Raw genomic sequence first — 22,183 nt, forward strand, 5'->3', positions numbered from 1 at the left:
CGCGCGGCGCAGCGTTCTGGCACCATCAAGGCATGACTTCGCCCCCCGGCTCTTCGATCGCGCCCGCCTCGCCACCCGCCTCCCTACCTATGCGGCCCGGCGTGGCCGCCAAGCGGCAGCGCTTCCGCGCGCTGCATGCGAACGGCTGCTTCCTGCTGCCCAACCCCTGGGACGTGGGCAGCGCGCGCCGCCTGCAGGCGCTGGGCGCCGTCGCCCTGGCAAGCACCAGCGCGGGCGTGGCCTGGTCGCAGGGCCTGCCCGATGGGGCGTTGCCGCGCGAGGCCGTGCTCGAACACCTGCGCCAGCTGGTCGCGGCCACCGACCTGCCCGTGAACGCCGACTTCGAGAACGGCTTCGGCGACACGCCCGAGGCCGTCGCGCACAGCGTGCGCCTGGCCGCGGACACGGGCGTGGCCGGGCTGTCCATCGAGGACGCCACCAGCGACGCGCAGGCCCCGCTCTTCCCGCTCGACGTGGCCGTGGCCCGGCTGCGCGCCGCGCGTGCCGCCCTCGACGCCTGCGGCGCCGACGTGCTGCTGGTCGGCCGCTCCGAAGGCTTCTTCGTCGGCCGGCCCGACTTGCCCGACACGCTGGCGCGGCTGCGCGCCTATGCCGAGGCGGGCGCGGACTGCCTCTATGCACCGGGCCTGCGCACGGCCGAAGAAGTGGCCGCGGTCGTCGCCGCCGTCGCGCCGAGGCCCGTGAACGTGTTGATCGGCAGCGCCGGCGGCCTGAGCCTTGCGCAGGTCGCGGCGCTGGGCGCGCGCCGCGTGAGCGTGGGCGGCGCCCTGGCCCGCGCCGCCTGGGGCGGCTTCGAGCGCGCGGCCCGGCAGATGCTGGCCGAAGGCCGCTTCGACGCGCTGGCCGAGGCGCAGCCCGGCGCCGAACTCAACGCCTTCTTCCGTGCCGATGCCGCGGCACGCGGCGCGCCGCAGCCATGAATCCGCGTCCCGTGAACGCAAACGCCAGGGCGCTCGACGGGCGCCGCCGGGCCGTGCGCGCGCTGGCCGCGGGGCTGGCCCTGCCCGCGCTGCCGCTGCGCCCGGCCCAGGCCGGCTTCAATTTCTTCACCAGCGAGTACACGGCCAGCCGCGCTGACCTGGAACGCGAGCTCGGCAAGCAGTTTCCGCAGCAGCGCGGCTATGGCGGCCTGGTCACGGTGATCCTGCGCGAACCGCAACTGGGCCTGGACGCCGCCGCCAACCGCGTGCAGCTGGCGATGGCGCTCACCCTCGCCAGTCCGCTGATGCAGCCCGCCGAGATGCCGGGCCGCCTTACGCTCAGCAGCGCGCTGCGCTACGACCCGGCCACCCTGTCGCTGCGGCTGGAGCAGCCGCGTGCCGAGCAGTTGCAGCTCGCGGGCGTCACGGGTGCCGACGCGGACCGCCTGCAACGCGTGGCCGCCGCCGTGGCGCAGGAGGCGCTGCAGGGCCAGGCCCTGCACACCTTCCGGCGCGAGGACCTCACCGTGGGCCGCAAGACCTACGAGATCGGCGCCATCACGGTGTTGGCTGACGGCGTGAAGGTGCAGCTGCTGTGACACTCGCGCCGTGGATGCCCCCGACGCTGCACCGGCCTTTTGCTGTCACAGGCCTGCGCGACACTGCGCACCTTTCTGCCAGCCACCGCCGCGCCCGCCCTGCATGACGCCCTCTGCCCTGCCCCGCCGAACCGTCCTTGCCTGGGCCACCGCGCTGCCGGCCGCCGGGCTCGGTGCCTGCACCGCCACGCCCGCCGGCGGCCCCCGTGCATCGACCGGCAGCATGCCGGCCTTCGACCTGCAGGGCCACCGCGGAGCGCGCGGCCTGGCGCCCGAGAACACGCTGGCCGCCTTCGAGCGCGCGCTGGAAATCGGCGTGAGCACCCTGGAGCTGGACATTGCGCTTACGGCCGATGGCGTGCCCGTGGTCACGCACGACCCGGCGCTGAACCCCGCGCACACGCGCGATGCCAGCGGCGTCTTCCTGCGCGCGCCGGGCCCCGCCGTGCACCAGCTGACGCTGGCCCAGCTCAAGACCTATGACGTCGGGCGGCTCGATCCGGCCAGCAAGTACGGCCAGCAGTTCGCCACCCAGGCGCCGCGCGATGGCGAGCGCATTCCCACGCTGCGCGAGCTGTTCGCCTTCACGCAGGCCGCGGCCGCCGCCGATCTGCGCTTCAACATCGAAGCCAAGACCGACCCCACGGCCCCCGCCAGCACCGCCCCCGTCGATGCGATGGTGCGGGCGATCGTGGACGAGGTGAAACGCGCCCGCCTCATGGACCGGGTCACGCTGCAGAGCTTCGACTGGCGCGCGCAGGCCCTGGCCGCGCCGCTGGCGCCCGGGCTGTCGCGGGCCTGGCTCAGCAGCCCGCGCACGCTGCGCGACCCGCGCTGGACGCGCGGCCTGGACGTGCAGGACTTCGGCGGCTCCGTGCCGCGCCTGGTGCAGGCCGCCTCGGCCGACGGTCACGGCCCGGCCATCTGGTCGCCCGCCTTCGGCGACCTCACGGCGGCGCAGGTGCGCGAGGCGCAGGGCCTGGGCCTGCAGGTGATCCCCTGGACCGTGAACCAGCCCGCCGACCTGGCGCGCGTGATGGACCTGGGCGTGAACGGCATCATCACCGACTACCCCGACCGCCTGCGCGCCCTGATGCGCGAGCGCGGTCTGCCGCTGCCCCGAGGACTGAAGAATTGAGTGCATCTGCCGACACTGCCGCCGCCCAGCTGGGCACCATCGACTCGCTGCTGGCACAGGCGCGCCGCGACCCGGGCGCGCTGGGCCGCCTGAGCGACACCGCGCGGCAGGCACGGCAGTTGCAAGCCGCGCTGCCGCCGCGCTTCTCGGAAGTGCTGCTGAACCTGCTGGACCGGCTGGAGTCCAGCGCCCTGTTCAGCGAGGAAAGCTGCTCCTTCAGCCAGAAAGACCTGCTGGACAGCCTGCAGCTGTGGGCCGACAAGGCGCGCGAAAGGCTGGCATCGGCCTGAGCCGGGCCCCGCGCCTGTTGCCCGGTTCTTGCTTCTCAAGGCCCAAGCCATGGCGGGCAGGCCGTGGTCTTCCCGCCCTTGAATCAAAACCTAGGGATAACCCCGTCAACTTCTCGGGAACCTGGCAAGCAAATGCGGCACAAACTAGACAGCGGCGCGCACAGCGTCGTTTTCAGACAACACTTTCCTCCAGGAGAATTCTTCCGATGCGCTTGACCACCAAAGGCCGTTCCGCCGTCACCGCGATGATCGACGTCGCCCTGCGCGAGGCGGACGGTCCGGTCAGCCTTTCGTCGCTCAGCGCGCGGCACGGCATCTCGCTGTCCTACCTCGAACTGCTGTTCGGCAAGCTGCGGCGCGCCAACCTCGTGAGCGCCACGCGTGGCCCCGGCGGCGGCTATTCGCTGGCCCGTCCGGTGGACAGCATCACCGTGGCCGACATCATCCTCGCCATCGAGGAAGGCTACGACGACGAACTGGCGGCGCGCGAAGATGCGGCCAACCCGCAGAAATGCTCCACCTCGGAGCTGTGGGCCCAGGCCAACCGCCAGATCATGGAGTTCCTCGGCTCGGTGAGCCTGCGCAGCCTGGTCGACGACCAGATTGCCAAGGGTGGGCCCGTGCGCCCCACGGCCAAGGCCAAGCCGCTGCACAAGCCGCTGCCTCGCCCGCTCAAGGTGGTCGCACCCAATTCGGTCTTCGCGCTGGGCAAGCTGGCGATTCCGAAGCGCTGAGCCGGGTGAACCCGCCCGCCGGGCTCGCCCGGCCGTGCCGGATGCGCCGCACCGCCTGAGCCCCTCGCTCACCCGCGAAAAGAAACCCGCCCCGGCGGGTTTCTTTCTTCCATTGCCGGCCCCGCCCTGGATCAATACGCCCTCGGGGGCAGCGGACCTCGCGCCGCGGGGGAGCGTGGAGCGTCTTCATCGCCCCGCTCCAAGATGAAAAAGCGCCCCTCGGGCGGCAGCGGCGAGCACGGGGCTTTTCCCCGAGCGGCTTCGCCCCGGCAAGGGCGCTTCTCAGCGGCCTTCGGTTACCGCACCTTCCTCGGCCCCTCCGTCAACCTCCGCACGGCGCGCGGTGATCGCGCGGCGCTGCGCCGGCCGCGCCAGGATCTCGACATACACCTCGGCGCCCTGCGCGGCGGCCACGGCGTCGATGCATGCGAAGAGCGAGGCCAGGTGCACGGATTCGGCGCCCTCGCGGCTGCTGCCGCAGCGGCAATCGAAGTCCCAGAAATCGGCGCCGGCCGGCAGTTCGCGGCGCCGTTCGCGCTTGAGGTACTTGCGGATCTCGTGGCGCAGCGCGTCCATCACGCGGTCCGGATGCCGGCCTGGGATCTGCAACGGAAAGATTTTTCTCATGGGCGATCGTACCCCGGCGACTGCGGCGCCTCGGGCAGGCCCGCCGGAGGCCGCCGCGCCACGGCCGGGCCGGGCGCGTGCCGACGTGCGGCCCTCGCGCCCGGGCGCATCAGGCGAAGCGCACTGTGAGCGGCGACAGCGGCGCCGTGAAGCGCGCCTGCCATTGCTCGCCGGGCGCCACGGGCCAGGCATCGGTCCAGGTGCCGGTGGTGACCACGTCGCCGGGCCGCAGGTCCGGCGCGCCCGGACAGCGGCGCAGTTCCTGCGCGAAATGCACCAGCGCATGCAGCGGACCGTCGAGCACCGCCTCGCCGCGCCCGCGCTCCACGCTGCGGTCGCCCTGCAGCAGCTCGACCTCGGCCGCCGCCAGTTGCGCCTCGAGCGCGGCACCGTCGGCGGCCAGCTCGCGCACCGGCACGCGCCGCCCCACGAGCAGACGCGCGTGCAGCGCACCATCGGCCACCGGATCGCTGGCACTGGCAAAGCGCCAGCCGGGCCGGTGCGACTGCACGATCTCGAAGCCCGGCGCCACCCATTCGAGGCTGTCGAACAGGCTCTGGATCGTGAGCTCGGCCGGCGGCGTGGCACGCAGGCCGAACACGGCCTCGGGCTCGATACGCGGTTCGCAGGTGGCCGCCAGGTCCACTTCGCCCTCGCCTTCGCAAAAGCGCAGCGTGCTGTCGTACACCGTGCCCCAGATCGGCGCGAAGACCTGGTAGCGCGGCCAGATGCCGCGGTTGGTGAAGCCGATCTTGAAGCCGCGCGGCTGCTCGCCCCGCGCCATGCGCAGGGCCCGCACCGCCAGCTGGCGCTGATAGGCCGCGTCCAGCGGCAGGTCGATGCCAGCGGGCCAGTAGCTGCCCGCATCGCTGTGCTGCAACAGCGTGGCCGCGGCATGCGGATCGCGGGAGGGTTCGGGGATCGATGCGTTCATGCGCCCCATCATAGGCAGTGCGGGCCGGCCCCGGCGAAGGCCGGGTGCGCGCGCCCCCGAAGCGCTAGCATGCGCGGCCGGTGCGGCGAACCCGCCCGCGCCGCATCGCCCCCATGAAAAAAGAATCCATCGTCCCCTTCTTCGCCACCCTGCAAGCGGCCAACCCCGCGCCTGAAACCGAGCTCGAGTACAGCAGCCCCTTCGAGCTGCTGGCCGCCGTGCTGCTGTCGGCCCAGGCCACGGACGTGGGCGTCAACAAGGCCACGCGCAAGCTCTTTCCGGTGGCCAACACGCCGCAGGCCATCCTGGACCTGGGCCTGGAAGGGCTGGAGGCCTACATCAGGACCATCGGGCTGTACCGCAGCAAGGCCAAGCACCTGATGCAGGCCTGCCGCATGCTGGTGGAGCAGCACGGCGGCGAAGTGCCGCGCACGCGCGAAGCCCTGGAAGCGCTGCCGGGCGTGGGCCGCAAGACCGCCAACGTGGTGCTCAACGTGGCCTTCGGCGAAGCGACCATCGCGGTGGACACGCACATCTTCCGGGTGGCCAACCGCACCGGCCTGGCGCCCGGCAAGACGCCGCTGGAGGTGGAGCTGAAGCTCGAAAAGCGCGTGCCGGCCGAGTTCCGGCTGCATGCGCACCACTGGCTGATCCTGCACGGCCGCTACGTGTGCGTGGCGCGCAAGCCCCGGTGCTGGGAATGCGCGGTGGCGCGCTATTGCGACTTCAAGCCGAAGACGCCGGCGCCGGCCTGAACGGCCCCGCCACGGCCCTCGCGGGGCGTGAGGCACCAGAGTTCGCCGAAGGCGATGGCTTCGGCCGGCCAGTCCGCGGCGCGGGCCACCGCGCGCCGGCCGCCCTCGACGAGCCGCACGGCACGCATCACGCCCGCATGGGTGATCCAGGCCGCGTCGCGGCCGCTGGCGCGCCAATCGTCCCAGGCGGCGGCCACGCGCCGCAGGAAGACGCCGGTGCTTTCGCCGTCGCCGCCCGCGCGCGCCTGGGCGAAGTCGGCCGTCCAGGCGTCGAATTCGGGCCGGGCGATGGCGGCCCAGGGGCGGCCTTCCCAGGCGCCGAAATGCATTTCGGCCAGGCGCGCATCGATGCGCGCCGGCGGCAGGTCGGGCCGCAGGGCGTGCAACGCCTCGGCCAGCGCGACGCAACGCCCCAGGGGCGACACCCACACGGGCACGCCGCGCGGCAGCGCCTGCGCCAGCACCTCGGCGGCCTGCCGCGTGGCCGCGGGCTCGGCCGGCACGTCGCTGCGGCCGTAGCACAGGCCGTCTTCGCACAGCACGCGCGCATGGCGCTGCAGCCAGAGCCTCATGCGCCCACGGTCCCGGCCGGCATCGACCCCGCCAGCGCCAGGTAGACGGCGATTTCGCTGAGCTGCTGCACGGCGCCCAGGCCGTCGCCCGTGAAGCCTTGCAGCCGGCGCCAGAGCCGGCGCGCCATCCAGGCCGTGGCCAGCAGGGCGGCGGCCACGGCGGCGCCCGCGCGCCACGGCCCGTGCACGGCCGCCAGCAGCGCCACGGCCGGCACGGCCCACAGCAGCCCCGCCAGCAGCGCGCCGGGGCCGATCGCATCGGCCAGCGGCTTGGACTTGCTCTGCGCGCTGTCGCCCACGTGCGGCAGGTGGCGGATCAGCAGCAGCGGCATGAAACGCGACAGCACATGGGCCGCCACCAGCGCCGCCGGCGCCGCCCACGGGCCCTGCGCGGCGGCGACCTGCGCCAGCAGTGCGCACTTGGCGCCCAGCGCCAGCACCAGCGCGATGGCGCCATAGCTGCCGATGCGCGAGTCCTTCATGATCTCCAGCGCGCGGCCGCGGTCGGCCGACCCGCCGAGCCCATCGGCCGTGTCGGCCAGGCCGTCCTCGTGGAAGGCGCCCGTCATCCAGACGGTGGCGCCCGTGCTCAGCACGGCCGCGGCCAGGGCACCGAACGCGCCGGTCAGCCCCTGGTGCAGCAGCAGGAACACGGCCGCGCCCCACAGGCCCACGAGCCAGCCCACGCCCGGAAAATGGGCCGCGCTGGCGCGCAGCATCTGCGGACTGAAGCCCACCCAGGCGGCCAGCCGGCCCGTGACCGGCACGCGCGTGAAGAACTGCAGCGCGAGCAGGTAGTGGCGCAGGCCCTTCATCGTCGATTCAGGCCGGCCCGGACACGCCGGCCGATTCGAAGCTGGCCATCTCGGCCAGGATGCGGCAGGCCGATTCGAGCAGCGGCCAGGCCAGCGCCGCGCCCGAGCCTTCGCCCAGGCGCAGGTCCAGCTGCATCAACGGCGCGAGGCCCAGCGCCTGCAGCATCAGCGCATGGCCGGGCTCGGCCGACTGGTGCGCGGCCACGCAGCGCTGCACCACCTGCGGCTGCAGGGCGTGGGCGACCAGCACCGCGCTGCTGGCGATGAAGCCGTCGAGCACGATCAGGCGCCGCTCCTGCGCGGCCTGCAGCACGGCGCCGACCAGCGTGGCGATCTCGAAGCCGCCGAAGGCGGCCAGCGCCTGCAGCGGCGAACGGGCCTGCGCGTGCACCTGCAGCACCTCGCGCAGCACGGCGCGCTTGTGCGCCAGCGCCTGCGCGCCCAGCCCGGTGCCGGCGCCGGTGCAGGCGTCGATGTCCTGCCCGGCCAGCCGCGCCAGCAGCAGCGCCGCCGCCGAGCTGTTGCCGATGCCCATCTCGCCCAGCAGCAGCGCATTGCCCGGCAGCGCGCGCACGACCTCGCGGCCGTTGGCGATGGCCTGCGCGCACTGGTCCGCGCTCATGGCCGGGCCCTGCAGCGCATCGGCCGTGCCGGCGGCGATGCGGCGGTCCACCAGGCCCGGATGCGGCGCCGTGGGCTGCAGCACGCCGCAGTCCACCACCGTGAGCGCCAGGCCGTGCTGGCGCGCCAGCACGCTGACGGCGGCACCGCCGGTGAGGAAGTTGCGCACCATCTGCCAGGTCACGTCGGCCGGGTAGGCCGAGACACCGCGTGCGGCCAGCCCGTGGTCGGCCGCGCACACCAGCATCTGCGGCGCCACGAACTGCGGCGTCTCGGTGCCCAGCACCAGGCCGATCTGCAGCGCGAGCCGCTCCAGGCGGCCCAGGGCGCCGAGCGGCTTGGTCTTGGCGTCCAGGCGCGCCTGCAGGCGCGCGCGCAGCGCGGGGTCTTCGAGGGACGGAAGGGTGGGGATATCCGCGGCTTGCAGGGTCATTCCGGGTCAGTCGATGAGTCGGGCGAGCACGCCCGGGGCGAAATGGGCGTCAATGTAGTCGGCGAGGCCGTCGAAGGTCTGCTCCAGCGTCGGCGCGTCGGCACCGAAGAGCGCGCGCAAGGCGCCGGCGTCCTCGAACAGCCCATGCAGGTACAGGCCCAGCACATTGCCGCGCGCGTTCTGCCAGCCCAGGCCATCGGGCAGCACGGGCTGCGCGCGCTCGCCCGCGGCGATCAGCGCCGCATGCGGCGCGACCAGCCCGGCCGTGCGGCCGTGGTGGATTTCGTAACCCGCCACCTCGGCGCCGCCGAGCGCCGCCCAGGGGCCCTGCACCGCGCCGAAGCGCGTGCGGCGCAGGCGCACGGTCTTGTCGCGCTCGAACACCGTGACCAGCGGCAGCAGGCCCAGGCCGGGCGCGTTGCCGTCGATGCCGTGCGGATCGATCAGCGCCTCGCCCAGCATCTGCAGCCCGCCGCAGATGCCCAGCACGGCGCCGCCGCGCGCGGCATGGGCGGCGATGGCCGCGTCCAGGCCCTGCGCGCGCAGCCAGGCCAGGTCGCCGCTGGTGTGCTTGGAGCCGGGCAGCACCACCCAGTCCGAGGGCGCGAGCGCGGCCAGTTCGGTCGGCGTGCGCACCCAGCGCAGGGCCAGGCCCGGCATGCGCTTGAGCGGCTGGAATTCGTCGAGGTTGCTGATGCGCGGGCAGGCGACCACGGCCACGGTGCGGGTGACGGCCCCGCCGCCGCCGGCCGGGCGCTCGTCAAACACGCCATCTTCCTCGGGCAGGCCGTGCTGCCACCACATGGGCAGGGTGGCCACGGTGGGCACGCCGGTCAGCGCCTGCAACTGCTCGGGGCCGGGCGCGAGCAGCGCCGCATCGCCGCGGAACTTGTTGAGCACGAAGCCCGACAGCAGCGCGCGCTCCTCGGGCGGCAGCAGGGCCCAGGTGCCGTACAGGTGGGCGAAGGCGCCGCCGCGGTCGATGTCGGTCACGAGCAGGCAGCGCGCGCGCGCATGGCGCGCCATGCGCATGTTCACGACGTCGCTCGCGTGCAGGTTGATCTCGGCCGGCGAACCTGCGCCCTCCAGCACGATCACGTCGTGGCGCGCCGCGAGTTCGTCGAAGGCCTGGGCAATGTGCGGCCACACGGCGGCGCTGCGCTGGCGCCACGGCGTGCGCGACAGGCCTTCGTGCACCTGCCCCATCAGCACCACCTGGCTGGCCGTGTCGCGCTCGGGCTTGAGCAGCAGCGGGTTCATGCGCACCTCGGGCACCGCGCGCGCGGCCAGCGCCTGGAAGTACTGCGCGCTGCCGATCTCGCCCCCGGCCTCGAAGGCCCTGCCCGCGCCGTCCGCGGGGCCCTCCGTGCCCGCGGGGCCGACGACGCGCGCGTTGTTGCTCATGTTCTGCGCCTTGAAGGGCGCCACCCGGAGCCCCTGGCGCGCATACCAGCGGCACAGGGCCGTGGTGAGCCAACTCTTGCCCGCGCCGCTGGTGGTGCCGAGCACCATCACGCAACGGGCCGTCACATCCGATCCAGTCCGAAGCGCAGCATGCCCCGGATTGTGCCCGCCCCGCGCGGGCTCCTTGCCCGCGGATGCGGCGCTACTTCAGCAACTGCTGCCGGCAGATGTTGTGGCCGGTGGTGGTCAGGCGCAGCGAGCCGCCGTTCCACTCGATCCAGGCCAGGCTGACCAGCTCGTCGATCAGCCCTTCGCCGATTTCACCGGCCTGCTTGCGCTGCAGCAGTTGCTCGACACGGGGCAGCGCCAGACGGAGCTCGCCCTGGCGGTCGGAGACGGGAATTGCATCGCTCATGAGCGCCTTTCTCTGGAGCCCTTAGAAACAAGGACTTACATGCGGTGCAGCCTAGCACACCCCCGCGCCCGCAGGACGTCTTCGGCCGGATCGCTTACAATTGCGCGGTTGTGCGCCCTGCTCGCTCGCGCACCAACTGCATGCGCCGCGTTCCCGCCGCGGCCGCGCAGCGCACCGCCAGGCCCTGAATTCGTCTGTCCGGTCGTCGCCCATTCCCCTGCGCGCCTCATCGCGGTCCGTTTCCCCTCCTCCCCGGTCCGCCCCTTCCGCGACCTGTGTCGCTTCCTCCATTCGCGCCCGCCGGTGCCCTCGGCACCGATGGGCGGCTGCCAACCTCGGCGCACGTGCGCCGGGCTGATCGCCATGTCTTTGAATTCCCTCGCGGTGGGCAAGTACCTTGTCACCCCGCTGACCCGCGTCACCCCCACAGGCGACTACGCGGCTTCCGTTTCCATCCGCCGCGGCATGCATGACCGCGTGTTCCGCTTCATCCCCCGCTTCGACAGCCCCGGGCTGGCGATGCAGTACGCGCTGGCCCAGGGCCGGTCGATGGTGCTGCACAACCAGCTGGTCTGAGCGGCGCGATCGCCCCCACACCCCATTCCCCTTCCAGGAGTTTCATGGCCAAAGAAGAACTGATCGAGATGCAAGGCCGGGTCGACGAAGTGCTGCCCGATTCGCGTTTTCGCGTGACGCTCGAGAACGGACACCAGCTCATCGCCTACACCGGCGGCAAGATGCGCAAGCACCGAATCCGCGTGCTGGCCGGCGACAAGGTGTCGCTCGAGATGTCGCCCTACGACCTCAACAAGGGCCGGCTCACCTTCCGCCACATCGAGAACCGGTCTTCTGGCGGCGCCGCACCCGTGCGCCGCGGCCCGCCGCGCTGAAGCCCGGCACTTTTTTCAATTCACTCACCCCCTCCCTTCAAGGAACACCATGAACAACAAGCTCTACGTGGGCAACCTCGCCTACTCGGTCCGCGACAACGATCTGGAACAGCAATTCGCCGAATTCGGCTCGGTCTCGTCGGCCAAGGTCATGATGGAGCGCGACACCGGCCGCTCCAAGGGTTTCGGCTTCGTCGAGATGAGCTCGGCAGAAGAAGCCCAGGCCGCCATCGACGGCCTGAACGGCACGCAGATGGGCGGCCGCGCCCTGACCGTGAACGTGGCCCGTCCGATGGAACCGCGCAGCGGTGGCTTCGGCGGCGGCCGCAGCGGTGGCGGCTACGGCGGTGGCAGCCGCTACTGATCGAATGACTGACCGGCGTTCGCGCCGGTGATGTGGAGGCCTGCTGTTCTGGCGAGCAGCGGGCCTCCCGCTTGCAGACAGCCCGGCCACGCCGGGCTGTCTGCTTTTCAGCGCACCGTGCGGCCCGGGGCAGCTTCGGCGACCGCCTGGGCGGAGGCCGGCTCCCAGCCGCCGCCCAGCGCGCGCACCAGGCCCACGGTCGCCTGGTACTGCGCCGCCTTCACCTGCAGCGCCTGGCGCTGGTTGCGCAGTTCGCTGCGGCGGGCGTCCAGCAGGTCGAGCTGGCTGATGTAGCCGTTGCGGTAGCGCGTGTCCGACAGCTGCGTGGCGCGGCGTGCCGAGTCGACGGCCGTCTGCTGCACCTGCGCCTGCGCCTGCAGCAGGCGGATGGCCGAGAGCTGGTCCTCCACGTCCTTGAAGGCGTTGAGCACCTGCGCGCGGTAGTCGGCCAGCGCCTCGTCGAGGTGGCCCGAGGCGTTCTGCACGCCCGCCTCGCGCCGCCCGCCGTCCAGGATGGGCAGCGACAGCAGCGCGCCGATGCCCCAGGAGCGCGCGGACCACTTGAACAGGTCGCCGATCTCGGGCGAGGCGAAGCCACCGCCCGCGGTGAGCGAAATGTCCGGAAAGTACGCCGCCTGCGCCGCGCCCACGCGCGCCTGCGCCGCCAGCACGGCGGCCTGCGAGGCGGCCACGTCGGGCCGGCGCGTGAGCACCGTGGCCGGCACGCCGGCCGGAATGACCGGCAGCGTGGTGGTCCACGGTTCGCTGCGGATGCCGAAGTTGGCCGGCGGCTGGCCGGTGAGCACGGCCAGCGCATGTTCCAGCTCGGCACGGCGGCGGTCCAGCGCGATGGCGTCGGACTCCGTGGCCGCCACTTCGGTCTGCACGCGGGCCACGTCGAGTTCGGCCACGTCGCCGGCCTGCTGGCGGCGCTGCGTGAGGCGCAGGGTGTCGCGGTAGGCCTCGACGTTGTCGCGCACCAGGGCGCGCTCGGCGTCGGTGGCCCGCAGGGCCAGGTAGGTCTGCGCAACCTCGGCCTGCACCAGCAGGCGCGTGCTTTGCAGCAGCGCCTCGCGCTGCTGCGCGTCCAGCCGCGCCGCCTCGCTGGCACGCGAGAGGCGGCCGAACAGGTCGAGCTCGTAGGAAGCGCTCAGACCCGCCTGGGTCAGCGTGGACGGCCGGTGGCTCTGGTTGCGGTCCAGGCCCTGCTGGCGCGTGGCGCCGGCACCCGCGCCGAGCTGCAGCGAGCGGTCGGCATCGCTGAGGCGGGCCAGCGCCCGCGCCTGCCGCACGCGCGCCACGGCCTGCTGGATGCTGGTGTTGCCGCCTTCGTCCTGCACCGCACGTTCGACCAGCTGGTCGAGCACCGGGTCGCGGAACACGCGCCACCATTCGCCGCGCGGCTGCGACTCGGCCGGCACGGCCAGGGTCCACTGCCCTTCGCGCGGCGCGGCGGCCTGGGCCGCGGGCGCCTCCTTGAACTGGGCCGGCGTGTCGAGCTGCGGCAGACCCGAGGGTGCCGTGGCACAGCCGGCCAGCACCAGCGCGGCCATCAGCGGCGCCAGTGCCGCGCGCAGCGGCCGGTGGAAGTGGGTCGCGATCGAAGCATGCATCGTTCTTCTCCTTGGCTTCGTTTCAATCATTCGTGGCGACCCACCGGCGCCGCAGGCTGCAGGCCGCCGCCGTGCCCGCCGCCGGCGGCTGGCACCGGATGACTGGCCGAGACGAAGTCCTCGCCGTGCGGCACCTCGCCATGCAGCTTGAGCGGACGGTTGCCGGTGAGCCGGCGCAGCGCCACGTAGAACACGGGGGTGAGGAACAGACCGAAGGCCGTCACGCCGATCATCCCGGCGAACACCGCCACGCCCATGGCCGTGCGCATCTCGGCGCCGGCGCCCGTGGCCAGCACCAGGGGCAGCACGCCCATCACGAAGGCCAGCGAGGTCATCAGGATCGGGCGCAGCCGCAGGCGGCTGGCCTCGATGGCGGCCTGCACCGGCGTGCGCCCGGCGAACTCCAGCTCGCGTGCGAACTCGACGATCAGGATCGCGTTCTTCGCACTGAGCCCCACGAGCACGATGAGCCCGATCTGCGTGAAGACGTTGTTGTCGCCGCCGGAGATCCACACGCCGGTCATCGCAGCCAGGAGGCCCATGGGCACGATCAGGATGATCGACAGCGGCAGCGTCAGGCTCTCGTACTGCGCGGCCAGCACCAGGAACACCAGCAGGATCGCCAGCGGGAAGACGATCACCGCCGAGTTGCCGGCCAGGATCTCCTGGTAGGTCAGGTCGGTCCACTCGAAGCTCACGCCGGGCGGCAGCGTCTCGGCGGCGATGCGCTCGATCGCGTCCTGTGCCTGGCCCGACGAGAAGCCGGGTGCGGCGGCGCCGTTGATGTCGGCCGTGAGGTAGCCGTTGTAGCGCATGGCGCGTTCGGGCCCGAAGCTCGAATTCACCTTCAGCAGCGCCGACAGCGGGATCATCTCGCCCGAGTTCGAGCGCACCTTGAGCATGCCGATGTCCTCGGCCCGCGCGCGGTACGGCGCATCGGCCTGCACGCGCACGCTGTAGGTGCGGCCGAACTTGTTGAAGTCGTTCGCGTACAGGCTGCCCAGGTAGATCTGCATGGTGTCGAAGATGTCCGTCACCGGCACGCCGAGCTGGCGCGCCTTGGTGCGGTCGATGTCGGCGTACAGCTGCGGCACGTTGACCTGCCAGCTCGTGAACATGCCCGTGAGTTCCGGCGTCTGGTAGGCCTTGGCCATGAAGGCCTTCACGGCGGCGTCCATCTGCTCGTAGCCCAGCGAGGCGCGGTCTTCCAGCTGCAGCTTGAAGCCGCCCGTGGTGCCCAGGCCCGCCACCGGCGGCGGCGGGAACATCACGATGAAGGCGTCCTGGATGCCCGCGAAGGCCTGGTTGAGCTGCCCCGCCACGGCGCCGCCCGACTGGTCGGGGTTCCTGCGCTCCTCGAAGGGCTTGAGCATGGCGAACACGATCCCCGAGTTGGAGCTGTTGGTGAAGCCGTTGATCGACAGGCCCGGGAAGGCCAGCGTGCCTTCGACGTTCGGGTTCTTCTTCATGATCTCGCCCATGCGGCGGATCACGTCGTCGGTGCGGTCCAGCGTGGCGCCGTCGGGCAGCTGCGCGAAGCCGATCAGGTACTGCTTGTCCTGCGTGGGCACGAAGCCGCTGGGCACGGCCTTGAACAGGCCGAAGGTCACCCCCACCAGCGCCAGGTAGATCGCCAGCATCAGCGCCTTGCGGCCGATGACGCGCTTGACGCCGCCGCTGTAGGCCTCGGAGCCGCGGTGGAAGAAGCGGTTGAAGCCGCGGAACAGCCAGCCGAAGGCGCGGTCCATACCGTGCGTCAATGCATCCTTGGGCGCGTCATGGCCGCGCAGCAGCAGGGCCGCGAGGGCCGGCGACAGCGTCAGCGAGTTGATGGCCGAGATCACTGTCGAGATGGCGATGGTGACCGCGAACTGCTTGTAGAACTGGCCCGTGAGCCCGCTGATGAAGGCCAGCGGCACGAACACGGCCACCAGCACCAGCGCGATGGCGATGATCGGGCCCGAGACCTCGCGCATGGCGCGGTAGGTCGCATCGCGCGGGCTCAGGCCGGCCTCGATGTTGCGCTCCACGTTCTCGACCACCACGATGGCGTCATCCACCACGATGCCGATGGCCAGCACCAGCCCGAACAGGCTCAGCGCGTTGATGGAGAAGCCCAGCAGGTGCAGCACGGCGAAGGTGCCCACCACCGACACCGGCACGGCCAGCAGCGGGATGATGGAGGCGCGCCAGGTCTGCAGGAACAGGATCACGACCAGCACCACCAGCGCGATGGCTTCCAGCAGCGTGTGGATCACTGATTGGATGGAGGCACGCACGAACTGCGTCGGGTCGTAGGCAATGCGGTATTCCAGGCCCTCGGGCATGTTGCGGTTGAGCTCGGCCATGGTCTGGCGCACGTTGGACGAGATGTCCAGCGCGTTCGACCCCGGCGACTGGAACACCCCGATGCCCACGGCCGCGTCGTTGTCCAGCAGCGAGCGCAGCGAGTAGTCGGCGGCGCCGAGCTCGATGCGGGCGATGTCGCGCAGGCGCACGACCTGGCCGTCGGCGCCGCTCTTGACGATGATGTCGCCGAACTCCTCCTCGGTCGACAGGCGCCCCTGCGCGTTGACCGACAACTGCACGTCGATGCCCGAGAGCCCCGGCGAGGCGCCGATCACGCCGGCCGCGGCCTGCACGTTCTGGCCGCGGATGGCCGCCACCACGTCGCTGGCCGAGAGGCCGCGCTGCGCGACTTTCTGCGGGTCGAGCCACACGCGCATCGCGTATTCGCCGCCGCCCCAGATCTGCACCTGGCCCACGCCCTCGATGCGGGCCAGCCGGTCCTTGACGTTGAGCACCGCGTAGTTGCGCAGGTAGTCGATGTCGTAGCGGCCGTTGGGCGACACGAGGTGCACCACCATCGTGATGTCGGGCGAGCTCTTGACCGTGGTCAGGCCCAGGCGGCGCACTTCCTCAGGCAGGCGCGGCTCGGCCTGCGAGACGCGGTTCTGCACCAGCTGCTGCGCCTTGTCCGGGTCGGTGCCCAGGCGGAAGGTCACGGTGAGCGTCATCACGCCGTCGGTCGTGGCCTGGCTGCCCATGTAGAGCATGCCCTCGACGCCGTTGATCTGCTCCTCGAGCGGCGTGGCCACCGTCTCGGCGATGACCTTCGGGTTGGCGCCCGGGTACTGGGCGCGCACCACGATCTGCGGCGGCGAGACCTCGGGGTATTCCGAGATCGGCAGCCCGCGCAGCGCGATGAGCCCGGCGATCAGGATCAGCAGCGACAGCACGCCGGCAAAGATCGGCCGGTCGATGAAGAATTTGGAGAGGTTCATGGTGAACTTTCAGCCGCGCCCGGCGCCGGGGCCGGGCGCGGCAGGAGGGCTTTCAGTTGCTGCTGGCCACGCGCGTGGCGCGGGCCGCGGCGGCCTGCGCGGCGCTTTCCATGGGCACGTTCTGCGGGTCGACCAGCGCGCCCGGCCGCACGTGCTGCAGGCCGTTGACGACCACGCGCTCGCCGGCCTTGAGGCCGCTGGCCACCACGCGCAGGCCGTTGACCGGCGCACCCAGCGTCACCTCGCGGTATTCGGTCTTGTTGTCGCCGTTCACGACCATCACGAACTTCTTGTTCTGGTCGGTGCCCACGGCGCGTTCGCTCACCAGCACGGCGCGGCTTTCCTGCGCCTGGCCCATGCGGATGCGCGCGAACTGGCCGGGAATGAGCGCGCCGTCCTTGTTGTCGAAGGTGGCGCGCACGCGCACCGTGCCGCTCTTCGCATCCACCTGGTTGTCGATCAGCTGCAGCTGGCCTTCGAAGGGCGTGCCCTCGGTGGCCACCGTGCCCATCTGCACCGGGATCCGGCCGATCAGCGAGCGCGCGCCGGCGCCGCCGGGCATGGCCTGCAAGGCGCGGCCGATGACCTGCTCGTCGACATCGAAGCTCGCATAGATGGGGCTGACCGACACCAGCGTGGTCAGCACCGGCGCGCCGGGGCCGGCGGCCACCAAGTTGCCCACCGTCACTTCCAGCTTGCCGATGCGGCCGGCCACCGGAGCGCGCACCTGCGTGTACGACAGGTTGAGCCTGGCGCTCTGCAGCGAGGCCTGGGCGGCGCGCAGGTTGGCTTCGGCTTCGTGGCCGGCGTTCAGGCGCTCGTCCAGCTCGCGCTGCGCGATGGCCTGCTCGTCGTACAGGCGGCGCGCGCGGGCCTGTTCGCTGCGCGTGTAGCTGGCGCGCGCCTGGGCCGACGCCACCTGCGCCTCGGCGCGCTCCACCTCGGCCTTGTAGGGCGCGGGGTCGATGGTCACGAGCAGGTCGCCCTGCTTGACCAGCGCGCCTTCGCGGAAATGCACGGCCTGCACGGCCCCGGCCACGCGCGAGCGGATGTCCACGCGTTCGACCGCCTCCAGGCGGCCGGAGAACTCGTCCCAGGCGTTGATGGTGCTTTCCTGCGCGGTGGCCACCGACACGGGCGTGGCCGCCGGCTGCGCGGGCGTGGGCGGATTGCTGGCCTGGGCCTGCAGGCCCGGCACCATGAAGATGCCGGCCGTGATGGCGGCCACGGCCGTCAGCGCGGTGGCCACGGGCCAGAAGCGGCGCGGGCGCGCCGCCGCGGCGGCCTGCCCGGCGTCGGCGGCAGTCTGCGGGGCGTCGGAAGAGGAAGGCGGAGGAAGTTGCGACATGGCGGCTCCTGGAAACGATCGAAAAGAAGCAACAGAAAGAAAGGCAACGAAAGGCCGCACCGCGCCCCCGCGCGCGATCGGACGCACGGCAGAGGACAAGGCAGCCGGTCAGAAGAAAGCGAAAGCGCTTGCGGCGCGAGGCCGGTGGGCAGGCAAAGCGCCGCCCGGGCGGCGCCTCCGGCACCACCGCATGGACAGGAAGGAAGGGCCGCGCCGGCGGGCTCGGCCCGCGGCTTCAGCCGCTGGGCGCAGCGGCGGGTGCCGGCGCCTCGAAGAATTCGCGGAAGTGCTGCATCACGCTCAGCTCGCAGCCCGCGCAGCCGGCCGCGCCGGGCTCATAGAGCGCGTCGGGCCAGTTGGCGGCCGTGCTCACGATCTGGCTGCGCACGTTGATGCCCGCCTCGCGCAGCCGGCCGGCATAGGCCAGGGCCTCGTCGCGCATCGGATCGTCCGGGCCCACCAGCACCAGCGTGGGCGCCAGATCCGCCAGCCGCAGCGAGGTGCCCGGCACGGCATACGGGTGCAGCGCGTCCATGGGGCGCTTGAGGTACTGCTTCCAGCCGGCGGCCCACTTGCACATGTCCGTGGTGTCGCAGCCGGCCGCCCGCACGGAGGCGGTGCCTGCGCACGGGTCCAGCATGGGCGACAGCAGCACCTGCCCGGCCAGCGGCGGATGGTCGCGGTCGCGCGCGACCATCGCCACCGCTGCGGCCAGGTTGCCGCCCGCCTCTTCGCCCGCCAGGAACACGCGCGCGCCCTTGCCGGCCAGCTTGACGCGGTTCTTGTAGAGCCATTCGAGCACCGAGTAGCCCACCTCGATGGGCTTGGGGAAGGGGTACTCGGGCGCCAGCGGGTAGGCCAGCGACACGGCCACCGCGCCGGAGCGGGCCAGCAGGCGGCCGACGTTGCGGCCGTTGTCCAGGTCCCCACAGGTGAAGGTGCCGCCGTGGAAATGCAGCACCAGGGGCTGGCCGGCGGCCACGGGCTGGCGCTGGCCGTAATGGCGCGCCTTCACGGCGTCGCCGCCCGGCAGCGGAATCTGGAGGTCGGCCTCGGGCACGTCGGCGCCCGCGGCCAGGCCGGGTGCGAGGGAAGACGTTGCGGAACGGGCGTTCATGGTGCAGGTATCCAGAGGATCGATGGACACAAATGTAAGCCGCCGGGGACGCGCACGACGCAGGCCGTCGCCGCCACTCTGTTTCCGTGCGAACAACAATCGGCGGGCCGACTGGCCGCAGAATCCGCTTCCGGCCCCGGGGCGTCACGGGTGCGACAGCGCATCGCGCGCGTCACTCGCGTCACGCGGGCGCGCGCCCGCGCGTCTGGCCGGCATCGCCCTTCGGCATTCTTCACCAGAGTTCAACATGGACCCCATCCAGACCATGCGCGTGTTCGTGCGCGTCGTCGAAGCCGGCAGCTTCACGCGCGCGGCCGATTCGCTCGGCATCCCGAAGGGCACCGTCACCAAGCAGATCCAGGCCCTGGAATCGCGCATGCATGCCAAGCTGCTCAACCGCACCACGCGGCGCGTGACCGTGACGCCCGACGGCGCGGCCTACTTCGAGCGCGCGGCGCGCCTGCTCAACGACTTCGACGAGCTGGAAGCGAGCATGACCAACGCGCAGACCGCACCGTCGGGCCGGCTGCGCGTGGACGTGGGCACCTCCATGGCGCGGCTGGTGATCATCCCCGAGCTCGAGAGCTTCTATGCCAGCTACCCCGACATCCAGCTCGACCTGGGGGTGAGCGACCGGCCGGTGGACCTGATCGGCGACAACGTGGACGTGGTGATCCGCGCCGGCACCATCACCGACCAGTCGCTGGTCGCGCGGCGCATCGGCACCCTGCCCTTCGTCACCGTGGCGTCCAAGGGCTACGTGCAGAAGTACGGCCGGCCGCAGCACCCGCTGGACCTGCAGCGCGGCCGCCACCACGTGCTCAACTTCTTCTCGAGCAATTCGCGGCGCCTGTATCCGCTGGATTTCAGCAAGGACGGCGAGCGCATCGAGATCTCCGAGCCCTACCGCCTCTCGGTCAACGACAGCAATGCCCACACCGAGGCCACGCTGGGCGGCTTCGGCGTGACGCAGATGGTGCAGTTCATCGCCGAGCCCTACCTGCAAAGCGGCGAGCTGGTGCAGCTGATGCCCGACTGGACCATGGACCCCTTGCCCGTGCACGTGGTGTACCCGCCCAACCGCCACCTGAGCGCCAAGGTGCGGGCCTTCGTGGACTGGACGGCGGACCTGTTCGCCCGGCGGCAGCATCTGGCGCGGGGATGAAGCGGCCGGCCTGCGCAGCCGCTTTCATGGCGGCCGGCCGGTGCCGCGCGCCTGTCGACCCCGACGCGGACGAAGGCGCCGGCCGCGCCGTCAAGGGTGCCGGCTGCGGATCGACGCCCAGGCGGCCAGGAGCGCGGCCTGGCTGTGCGGCCCTCTCACCCCCAGCCGCACGTGCCCGGGCAGGCCGAAGGAGCCGGCGTCGCGCAGCTTGAGGCCCTGGCGGCGCAAGGCCTGCAGCGCCGCCGCCGCATCGGCCAGGCCCGGTGCGGCCCGCCAGTCCGCGCAGAAATAGTTGGCGTCGCTGTCCAGCACGCACCAGCCGAAGCCCGCGCACATCCGCATCTGTTCGGCCTTCCAGGCGCGCAGCGTGGGCAGGCTGTGGGCCAGCCAGGCCTGCGCGGCCGCCCCGGCCCAGCTCTGCAGCATGGCGACCGCATGGGCCCCCAGGGGCCAGGAAGGGGCGAGATGCGAAAGGCGGCGAAGCAGCCCGGCCTGCGCATCGCCCGCGGGCGCGATGGCATAGGCGCCGCGCACGCCCGTGAGGCCCAGCGCCTTGTTGGGCGACCACAGCTGCCAGACGCGGTCCAGTTGCGCCGGCGCCAGCGCGAGGGCGCCCGTCAGGCGCAGCGGCTCGTAGGCCCGGTCCAGCACCATCGGCACGCCGGGCGCCAGCGCATCCACCTTCGCGGCCAGTCCGGCATGCGGCCGGCCCAGGGGCGCAGAAGGGTCGCAGGCCCATGCGAGCAAGGGCGGTTCGGCGGCCATCGCCCCGTCCACCGCCCCTTCCGCCGCCTCCTCCGCCCGCACCGCCAGCCCCCAGGCCTGCGCCGCGCGGGCGTAGTCCCCGTAGGCATGCCGGGGCACCTGCACCGCACCCGGCTGGCCGCGCGCGCCGAAGGCCACCGCCGCCGTGATGCGGGCGATGAACTCGCTGGCGCTGCCGGCCAGCACGATGCGATCGCGCGCCACGCCATGGAAGGCCGCCAGCTGCTCGCGCAGCGCGGTGTAGGCCGGATCGGGGTAGCGCGCGGGATCGGCCGCCCGCAGGGCGGCCACCGCGTGCGGGCACGGTCCGCAGGCATTGGCGTTGGTGGAGAAGTCGTGCAGCGGCACGCCCTGGGCATCGGGGCCGCCATGCACGGGCAAGGGGGAGCCGGTCATGCCACCGTCCCCCAAAGCGGAAGAAACGGCGGCAGCAAGGCCAGGCCCGCGAGCACGCCGGCGCCCGCCACGGCGCGCCCCGCCAGCACGATGGCGCGCGACGTGTGCGCGGCCATGGCTGGCCGGCCCTGGCCGTTGAGCGCATACACGCCGGGCTTGGCCAGCCGCACGCCCAGCAGCAGCGCCATGGCGGCCATGGGCCAGCCGCTGTTGGGCGAGGGCGTGCGGGCCGCCTGCGGCAGCAGCCCGCGCGGCCAGCGCCCGGCGGCCCATGCCAGCAGCAGCGCGGTGAGGCGCGCGGGCAGCCATGAGAGCGCATCGTCCGCGTGCGCGGCCCATTTGCCGGCCCATTCCCACACGCGGCCGCCGCGCGCCCCACGGTAGCCCCACATGGCATCGGCCGTGTTGGCGAAGCGGTAGAGCGCGGCGCCGGGCAGGCCCGCGAGCACGAACCAGAACAGCGGCGCCACCACCGAATCGTTGAGGTTCTCGGCCAGCGATTCGATCGCGCTCTCGCGCACTTCGGTCGCGCTCAGCGGCGCCACGTCGCGGCTGACCAGGCGCGCCAGGCGCGCGCGGCCGGCCTCCAGGGATTCGGCCAGCGCCGCTTCCACGCCCTGCACTTCCTCGCGCAGCAGGCGCCAGGCCAGCAGCGGCTTGAGCAGCAGGCCCAGCGCCAGCGCCGCGGCCCAGCCCGGCAGCCAGCGCCCCAGCGCGGCCTGCAGCGTGGCCGCCGCCAGCGTGGCGGCACACGCGCCCAGGCCCCAGGCCAGCATGCCGGCGATGAAGGGCCGTGCCCGCGCATCGGCCGCTGCGCTGCCGGCCCGCGGCGCGACATGCGGCGTGCAGGCGGCCAGCCAGCGGCCCATCCAGACCACCGGATGCCAGCGCGCGGGCGGCTCGCCCAGCCAGCGGTCCACGGCCAAGGCCAGCCAGAGCGCAGCAGCCAGGCTCATGGGCATG

22 protein-coding genes and 1 pseudogene are annotated in these 22,183 nt (G+C 72.5%); 10 read left to right on the forward strand and 13 right to left on the reverse strand.

Going from position 1 to position 22,183, the window contains the following annotated elements; genetic code table 11:
- The first annotated feature begins 89 nt into the window (after nucleotides 1-89).
- The 5 genes from LG388_RS22605 (at nucleotide 90) to LG388_RS22625 (ending at nucleotide 3,702) form a co-directional block, all read left to right on the forward strand.
- Nucleotides 90-941 (forward strand): oxaloacetate decarboxylase, encoded by an 852-nt coding sequence (locus LG388_RS22605; protein WP_225785174.1) that lies wholly within the window; start codon nucleotides 90-92, stop codon nucleotides 939-941.
- 11 nt (nucleotides 942-952) lie between these two features.
- The gene (locus tag LG388_RS22610) at nucleotides 953-1,540 is read left to right on the forward strand and encodes a DUF1439 domain-containing protein (RefSeq protein ID WP_225784806.1); all 588 of its coding nucleotides are present in this window, start codon (nucleotides 953-955) and stop codon (nucleotides 1,538-1,540) included.
- Nucleotides 1,541-1,643: 103 nt separating this feature from the next.
- Nucleotides 1,644-2,678 (forward strand): glycerophosphodiester phosphodiesterase, encoded by a 1,035-nt coding sequence (locus tag LG388_RS22615; RefSeq protein WP_225784807.1) that lies wholly within the window; start codon nucleotides 1,644-1,646, stop codon nucleotides 2,676-2,678.
- Entirely contained in the window at nucleotides 2,675-2,968 is a 294-nt protein-coding gene (locus LG388_RS22620; RefSeq protein WP_225784808.1) for a hypothetical protein, read from the forward strand. Before LG388_RS22615 ends, LG388_RS22620 begins: the two co-directional genes overlap by 4 nt.
- A 206-nt stretch (nucleotides 2,969-3,174) precedes the next feature.
- Nucleotides 3,175-3,702: an Rrf2 family transcriptional regulator gene (locus LG388_RS22625; protein ID WP_225784809.1), complete on the forward strand. Its 528-nt coding sequence runs from the start codon at nucleotides 3,175-3,177 to the stop codon at nucleotides 3,700-3,702.
- A 282-nt stretch (nucleotides 3,703-3,984) separates the two neighbouring features.
- Here the strand turns inward: LG388_RS22625 and LG388_RS22630 are convergent, their stop codons facing one another.
- Both LG388_RS22630 and LG388_RS22635 read right to left on the reverse strand, forming a co-directional pair.
- A complete protein-coding gene (locus LG388_RS22630) occupies nucleotides 3,985-4,329 on the reverse strand; it encodes a DUF6172 family protein (protein ID WP_225784810.1) in 345 nt (114 codons plus the stop codon).
- Between the two features lie 109 nt (nucleotides 4,330-4,438).
- Nucleotides 4,439-5,263 carry a 2-keto-4-pentenoate hydratase gene (locus tag LG388_RS22635; RefSeq protein WP_225784811.1) on the reverse strand — a complete coding sequence of 275 codons (825 nt, stop codon included), beginning with the start codon at nucleotides 5,261-5,263 and terminating at the stop codon, nucleotides 4,439-4,441.
- Nucleotides 5,264-5,376: 113 nt separating this feature from the next.
- Between LG388_RS22635 and nth the strand changes: the two genes are divergently transcribed.
- Nucleotides 5,377-6,018: an endonuclease III gene (gene nth, locus LG388_RS22640; protein ID WP_225784812.1), complete on the forward strand. Its 642-nt coding sequence runs from the start codon at nucleotides 5,377-5,379 to the stop codon at nucleotides 6,016-6,018.
- Here nth and LG388_RS22645 read toward each other — a convergent pair.
- From LG388_RS22645 to LG388_RS22665, 5 genes are all read right to left on the reverse strand, one after another.
- Nucleotides 5,979-6,590, reverse strand: a complete 612-nt coding sequence (locus LG388_RS22645; protein WP_225784813.1) for a histidine phosphatase family protein — start codon at nucleotides 6,588-6,590, stop codon at nucleotides 5,979-5,981. The genes nth and LG388_RS22645 overlap by 40 nt on opposite strands.
- Entirely contained in the window at nucleotides 6,587-7,405 is an 819-nt protein-coding gene (locus LG388_RS22650; RefSeq protein ID WP_225784814.1) for an adenosylcobinamide-GDP ribazoletransferase, read from the reverse strand. Before LG388_RS22650 ends, LG388_RS22645 begins: the two co-directional genes overlap by 4 nt.
- Before the next feature lie 7 nt (nucleotides 7,406-7,412).
- Nucleotides 7,413-8,459, reverse strand: coding sequence for a nicotinate-nucleotide--dimethylbenzimidazole phosphoribosyltransferase (gene cobT, locus LG388_RS22655; protein ID WP_225784815.1), 1,047 nt, complete (start codon nucleotides 8,457-8,459; stop codon nucleotides 7,413-7,415).
- A 6-nt stretch (nucleotides 8,460-8,465) separates the two neighbouring features.
- Nucleotides 8,466-9,989, reverse strand: coding sequence for a cobyric acid synthase (locus LG388_RS22660; RefSeq protein ID WP_225784816.1), 1,524 nt, complete (start codon nucleotides 9,987-9,989; stop codon nucleotides 8,466-8,468).
- A 76-nt stretch (nucleotides 9,990-10,065) separates the two neighbouring features.
- Nucleotides 10,066-10,278, reverse strand: a complete 213-nt coding sequence (locus tag LG388_RS22665; protein ID WP_225784817.1) for a hypothetical protein — start codon at nucleotides 10,276-10,278, stop codon at nucleotides 10,066-10,068.
- A gap of 363 nt (nucleotides 10,279-10,641) precedes the next feature.
- On the opposite strand from LG388_RS22665, the gene LG388_RS22670 reads away from it, so the two are divergent.
- The 3 genes and pseudogenes from LG388_RS22670 to LG388_RS22680 all read left to right on the forward strand — a co-directional run.
- Nucleotides 10,642-10,854 carry a hypothetical protein gene (locus tag LG388_RS22670; RefSeq protein WP_225784818.1) on the forward strand — a complete coding sequence of 71 codons (213 nt, stop codon included), beginning with the start codon at nucleotides 10,642-10,644 and terminating at the stop codon, nucleotides 10,852-10,854.
- Between the two features lie 44 nt (nucleotides 10,855-10,898).
- Entirely contained in the window at nucleotides 10,899-11,168 is a 270-nt protein-coding gene (gene infA, locus LG388_RS22675; RefSeq protein WP_225784819.1) for a translation initiation factor IF-1, read from the forward strand.
- 49 nt (nucleotides 11,169-11,217) lie between these two features.
- Nucleotides 11,218-11,520, forward strand: a pseudogene (locus tag LG388_RS22680) (RNA recognition motif domain-containing protein); the annotation flags it as partial.
- A gap of 119 nt (nucleotides 11,521-11,639) precedes the next feature.
- On the opposite strand, the gene LG388_RS22685 reads toward LG388_RS22680, so the two are convergent.
- The 4 genes from LG388_RS22685 to LG388_RS22700 form a co-directional block, all read right to left on the reverse strand.
- On the reverse strand, nucleotides 11,640-13,145 hold the full coding sequence (locus LG388_RS22685; RefSeq protein ID WP_225784820.1) for an efflux transporter outer membrane subunit: 1,506 nt from the start codon (nucleotides 13,143-13,145) through the stop codon (nucleotides 11,640-11,642).
- Between the two features lie 26 nt (nucleotides 13,146-13,171).
- A complete protein-coding gene (locus LG388_RS22690; RefSeq protein WP_225784821.1) occupies nucleotides 13,172-16,429 on the reverse strand; it encodes an efflux RND transporter permease subunit in 3,258 nt (1,085 codons plus the stop codon).
- A gap of 52 nt (nucleotides 16,430-16,481) precedes the next feature.
- Nucleotides 16,482-17,777, reverse strand: coding sequence for an efflux RND transporter periplasmic adaptor subunit (locus LG388_RS22695; protein WP_225784822.1), 1,296 nt, complete (start codon nucleotides 17,775-17,777; stop codon nucleotides 16,482-16,484).
- Nucleotides 17,778-18,012: 235 nt separating this feature from the next.
- The gene (locus LG388_RS22700) at nucleotides 18,013-18,894 is read right to left on the reverse strand and encodes an alpha/beta hydrolase (protein ID WP_225784823.1); all 882 of its coding nucleotides are present in this window, start codon (nucleotides 18,892-18,894) and stop codon (nucleotides 18,013-18,015) included.
- Between the two features lie 247 nt (nucleotides 18,895-19,141).
- Between LG388_RS22700 and LG388_RS22705 the strand changes: the two genes are divergently transcribed.
- On the forward strand, nucleotides 19,142-20,059 hold the full coding sequence (locus tag LG388_RS22705) for a LysR family transcriptional regulator (protein ID WP_225784824.1): 918 nt from the start codon (nucleotides 19,142-19,144) through the stop codon (nucleotides 20,057-20,059).
- Between the two features lie 90 nt (nucleotides 20,060-20,149).
- On the opposite strand, the gene LG388_RS22710 is transcribed toward LG388_RS22705, so the two are convergent.
- Nucleotides 20,150-21,220 (reverse strand): aminotransferase class I/II-fold pyridoxal phosphate-dependent enzyme, encoded by a 1,071-nt coding sequence (locus LG388_RS22710; RefSeq protein WP_225784825.1) that lies wholly within the window; start codon nucleotides 21,218-21,220, stop codon nucleotides 20,150-20,152.
- Complete coding sequence (cbiB, locus tag LG388_RS22715; RefSeq protein ID WP_225784826.1) at nucleotides 21,217-22,182, reverse strand: adenosylcobinamide-phosphate synthase CbiB; 966 nt, start codon at nucleotides 22,180-22,182, stop codon at nucleotides 21,217-21,219. The genes LG388_RS22710 and cbiB overlap by 4 nt, the downstream gene beginning before the upstream one ends.
- Nucleotide 22,183 lies beyond the last annotated feature (1 nt).

This window comes from Xenophilus sp. Marseille-Q4582 (genome assembly GCF_916700565.1).
GTDB lineage: Bacteria > Pseudomonadota > Gammaproteobacteria > Burkholderiales > Burkholderiaceae_C > Xenophilus.

What these genes read in the sequence shown, in the direction of transcription:
- LG388_RS22665 (WP_225784817.1), bottom strand. Translation starts at nt 10,278, where the DNA reads ATGAGCGATGCAATTCCCGTCTCCGACCGCCAGGGCGAGCTCCGTCTG.
- nth (WP_225784812.1), top strand. Translation starts at nt 5,377, where the DNA reads ATGAAAAAAGAATCCATCGTCCCCTTCTTCGCCACCCTGCAAGCGGCC.
- LG388_RS22630 (WP_225784810.1), bottom strand. Translation starts at nt 4,329, where the DNA reads ATGAGAAAAATCTTTCCGTTGCAGATCCCAGGCCGGCATCCGGACCGC.
- cbiB (WP_225784826.1), bottom strand. Translation starts at nt 22,182, where the DNA reads ATGCCCATGAGCCTGGCTGCTGCGCTCTGGCTGGCCTTGGCCGTGGAC.
- LG388_RS22700 (WP_225784823.1), bottom strand. Translation starts at nt 18,894, where the DNA reads ATGAACGCCCGTTCCGCAACGTCTTCCCTCGCACCCGGCCTGGCCGCG.
- infA (WP_225784819.1), top strand. Translation starts at nt 10,899, where the DNA reads ATGGCCAAAGAAGAACTGATCGAGATGCAAGGCCGGGTCGACGAAGTG.
- LG388_RS22685 (WP_225784820.1), bottom strand. Translation starts at nt 13,145, where the DNA reads ATGCATGCTTCGATCGCGACCCACTTCCACCGGCCGCTGCGCGCGGCA.
- LG388_RS22635 (WP_225784811.1), bottom strand. Translation starts at nt 5,263, where the DNA reads ATGAACGCATCGATCCCCGAACCCTCCCGCGATCCGCATGCCGCGGCC.
- LG388_RS22710 (WP_225784825.1), bottom strand. Translation starts at nt 21,220, where the DNA reads ATGACCGGCTCCCCCTTGCCCGTGCATGGCGGCCCCGATGCCCAGGGC.
- LG388_RS22615 (WP_225784807.1), top strand. Translation starts at nt 1,644, where the DNA reads ATGACGCCCTCTGCCCTGCCCCGCCGAACCGTCCTTGCCTGGGCCACC.
- LG388_RS22695 (WP_225784822.1), bottom strand. Translation starts at nt 17,777, where the DNA reads ATGTCGCAACTTCCTCCGCCTTCCTCTTCCGACGCCCCGCAGACTGCC.
- LG388_RS22650 (WP_225784814.1), bottom strand. Translation starts at nt 7,405, where the DNA reads ATGAAGGGCCTGCGCCACTACCTGCTCGCGCTGCAGTTCTTCACGCGC.
- LG388_RS22605 (WP_225785174.1), top strand. Translation starts at nt 90, where the DNA reads ATGCGGCCCGGCGTGGCCGCCAAGCGGCAGCGCTTCCGCGCGCTGCAT.
- LG388_RS22705 (WP_225784824.1), top strand. Translation starts at nt 19,142, where the DNA reads ATGGACCCCATCCAGACCATGCGCGTGTTCGTGCGCGTCGTCGAAGCC.
- cobT (WP_225784815.1), bottom strand. Translation starts at nt 8,459, where the DNA reads ATGACCCTGCAAGCCGCGGATATCCCCACCCTTCCGTCCCTCGAAGAC.
- LG388_RS22670 (WP_225784818.1), top strand. Translation starts at nt 10,642, where the DNA reads ATGTCTTTGAATTCCCTCGCGGTGGGCAAGTACCTTGTCACCCCGCTG.
- LG388_RS22625 (WP_225784809.1), top strand. Translation starts at nt 3,175, where the DNA reads ATGCGCTTGACCACCAAAGGCCGTTCCGCCGTCACCGCGATGATCGAC.
- LG388_RS22645 (WP_225784813.1), bottom strand. Translation starts at nt 6,590, where the DNA reads ATGAGGCTCTGGCTGCAGCGCCATGCGCGCGTGCTGTGCGAAGACGGC.
- LG388_RS22690 (WP_225784821.1), bottom strand. Translation starts at nt 16,429, where the DNA reads ATGAACCTCTCCAAATTCTTCATCGACCGGCCGATCTTTGCCGGCGTG.